The organism is Moorena sp. SIO3B2, from assembly GCF_010692525.1.
GTDB classification, from domain to species: Bacteria; Cyanobacteriota; Cyanobacteriia; order Cyanobacteriales; family Coleofasciculaceae; genus Moorena; species Moorena producens.
The window spans coordinates 1-2,898 of the sequence record NZ_JAAHHE010000597.1; the positions used below are offsets into that span (position 1 = coordinate 1).

4 protein-coding genes and 1 pseudogene are annotated in these 2,898 nt (G+C 43.8%); 1 reads left to right on the forward strand and 4 read right to left on the reverse strand.

Going from position 1 to position 2,898, the window contains the following annotated elements:
* Window positions 1-119, forward strand: a pseudogene (locus tag F6K38_RS38575) (photosystem II q(b) protein); the annotation flags it as partial.
* A 363-nt stretch (window positions 120-482) separates the two neighbouring features.
* Here F6K38_RS38575 and F6K38_RS38580 read toward each other — a convergent pair.
* The 4 genes from F6K38_RS38580 to F6K38_RS38595 form a co-directional block, all read right to left on the reverse strand.
* Window positions 483-746 carry a four helix bundle protein gene (locus F6K38_RS38580; RefSeq protein WP_287360222.1) on the reverse strand — a complete coding sequence of 88 codons (264 nt, stop codon included), beginning with the start codon at window positions 744-746 and terminating at the stop codon, window positions 483-485.
* A 9-nt stretch (window positions 747-755) separates the two neighbouring features.
* Window positions 756-893 carry a hypothetical protein gene (locus F6K38_RS38585; protein WP_287264733.1) on the reverse strand — a complete coding sequence of 46 codons (138 nt, stop codon included), beginning with the start codon at window positions 891-893 and terminating at the stop codon, window positions 756-758.
* Window positions 890-1,825 (reverse strand): formylglycine-generating enzyme family protein, encoded by a 936-nt coding sequence (locus F6K38_RS38590; RefSeq protein ID WP_287264732.1) that lies wholly within the window; start codon window positions 1,823-1,825, stop codon window positions 890-892. Before F6K38_RS38590 ends, F6K38_RS38585 begins: the two co-directional genes overlap by 4 nt.
* A gap of 27 nt (window positions 1,826-1,852) precedes the next feature.
* Window positions 1,853-2,898 (reverse strand): SUMF1/EgtB/PvdO family nonheme iron enzyme (locus tag F6K38_RS38595; RefSeq protein ID WP_287360224.1); only part of this gene is annotated, 1,046 nt, incomplete at its 5' end.

A 2,898-nucleotide genomic window follows, 5' to 3' on the forward strand; every position in this document is an offset into this window, starting at 1 on the left:
ACCGGGCTAACCTAGGTTTCGAGGTAATGCACGAGCGTAACGCTCACAACTTCCCTCTAGACCTAGCTGCTGGTGAAGCTACTCCTGTTGCTTTAACTGCTCCAGTTATCAACGGCTAATCTAAACTTGGCTTAATTGGCTGAGTTTGAAAGAAGCGCTCTCCGTTTGGGGAGCGCTTTTTTGTTTGGAAGTTAGAAGTCAGAAGTCAGAAGTCAGAAGTTTTTATGAAGTCAGAAGTCAGAAGTCAGAAGTTTGAAGTTTTTAGAAAGTTTGAAGTCTATTCGTAAGCATTCAGCGGTCAGCTTCTTTTATTAAAAAGCTGTTTCCGTAGCTTGGCCAATAGCTGTTTGCGTAGCGTGCGCGTAGCACATAAGCTGATAGCTTACGTCTATTCTTTGAGTTTTTTGACCGTGGTGACTAGGATTTTAATAATTTCTTCGGTTTCTTGGATTAGTGCTTTGAACTTTTCTAATGATACCAGTTCAGCTTCTATCAGAACCTAAGCGCCAGTATTTTGTTTCTCTTGCTTCTTTGAGAGCAATTTGATATTTACTGATAAAATCTCTTCGGGATTGGGCTGACTGAGCTTCACTACAATTAGCTCCGATAGAAGTTCCTGACCTTAATAACTGATTCGCTAAGGTTCCTAGAACCTTAGATTCTTCTTCTAACCAAATGCAAGCTTTGACTATTCTAACCGCAAACTTTTTTGTTCTGTCCTGAATTGAAACTTGTTGATAACTCAAATTATTTGTTCAAACTTGGCCTTTGGCCACGCTACGCGAACAAACTTCAAACTTCTGACTTCTGACTTCAAACTTCTGACTTGATGAAAACTTCTGACTTCTGACTTGGCCTTTGGCCACGCTACGCGAACAAACTTCTGACTTCATCCAGCGCACACTACACGCACACCATAATTGACGTAGCGGTAGTCGCGCCTATTGATGCTGTGGCGAATCGCAGAACGGCAGTTATAAGGATGGTCGTACCAGGAGCCGCCCCGCAGCACTGAATATGAGCTTTTATCCTGATTATTGGCTAAATATGACTGATTTTCAGAATTGACATTTTCCGCTTCATTACCATCAATCCAAGCACTGCCGTCATTGGGCGCACCTTCATAGTTAGAATGCCAATCATCAGCGCACCATTCCCAAACGTTCCCGTGCATATCACTGAGTCCAAAAAAGTTGACGACTTCAAAATATCCTACTAGTGTTGTTTCCTGACGGTATTCTCCTTTTGGCTCTCTACCATAAGATCCTGACCATTCAGAGTCTTTATCATCGGTCCCGCGATAATTAGCCAAATCTGTTGTGATGGTTTCTCCGAAGTGGAATGGGGGATAGGATGCTCCAGCTTCCAGGTTAAGGGGTTCTTTTACCCCTCTACAGGCATATTCCCATTGGGCTTCAGAAGGTAGTCTATAATTCCTTCCTGTTAGCTTAGAAAGCCGGTTACAGAACTCTACTGCTTCATACCAATTGACTCGTTCAACAGGTCTTCGCCATCTATCTATCCCTTGATAGGGCTGTTTAAAATAAGAGGGGTCTGGATCTAAATCTTGATTGACCTTAAGGTCAGATCGAGATGCGATCGCTTTCCATTGATCTTGAGTAATCGGGTAACGTCCCATTAAAAACGAGGAAATAGTTACATCATGTTGGGGTCTTTCATTATCACGACTCCCTTCTTCACTCTCCGGTGCGCCCATGGTGAAGGTTCCATCAGGGATTAAGACCATTTCGAGAGGGATACCGTCTATGTATTCTCTGTAGCCTCGAAAGGTTTGTTTTGGGCGTTTTATTGCCAATTTTGGCATAATTCTTCAAACTTCTGACTTCTGACTTCATCCAGTTCTCCCGGATACGCACACTAAACGAAAACCAAAATAGTTGATGCGGTCGACGCGCCTAATGACGGAGTTGCGAAACGCAGAACGGCAGAAAGTAGGATATATAGCCCAGTAGCCGCCCCGAAGAGGTGAATTTGGATTATTTTCGTCATTTGTGGCTGAATTTGGATTATTTTTAGCATTGACATTTTCCGGTTCATTATTATCAATCCAAGCACTGCCATCTGTGGGCGGATCTTCGTAGTTATCATGCCAATCATCAGCGCACCATTCCCAAACATTCCCGTGCATATCATATAACCCAAAGGGATTCGGAGGAAATTCACCCACAGGGGTGGTTCCCTCGCTTCTTTCTCCTGGTTCTTCATCGGCATAAGTGGATGAGGCGTCGTAATTGGCTAACTGTCCGGTAATCGTCTCTCCAAAGTAGAATGGGGGATAGGATTCTCCACTGTCAAGCTTGAGAGGTTCTGTAACCCCTCGACAGGCATATTCCCATTGCGCTTCGGAAGGCAGTCTATACTCCCTTCCTGTTAGCTTAGAAAGCCGTTGACAGAACTCTACTGCTTGATACCAATTGACTTTTTCAACGGGTCTTTGCCATCTATCTATCCCTTGATATGGTTCTTTAAAATAAGAGGGGTCTGGATCTAAATCTTGATTGACCTTAAGGTCTGTAATTGATGCGATCGCTTTCCATTGGGCTTGGGTGACAGGGTATTTCCCCATAAAGAAGGGTTGGAGTGTGACATTATGTTGGGGACGTTCACGACTACGGCTATCTTTTTCGCTTTCAGGGGAACCCATGGTAAACGTTCCTCCAGGGATAGCCACCATTTCCAGTTCGACATTATCGGTTAGGGTTTCAGTGAAGTAAGAGGCAGTGTAGGTTGTGGTTTTAATGATTTCCCCGTGATGGTTAACAGTAGGGGTTTCAAATGTCCACTGTTGTAATTTCTCTTCATCCTCCTCTGGCTCCTCTTCAAAAACAATGATGGGAACTTCCGCTTCAAATTCAAAAGGTTCTAAGTTGTCAGTGA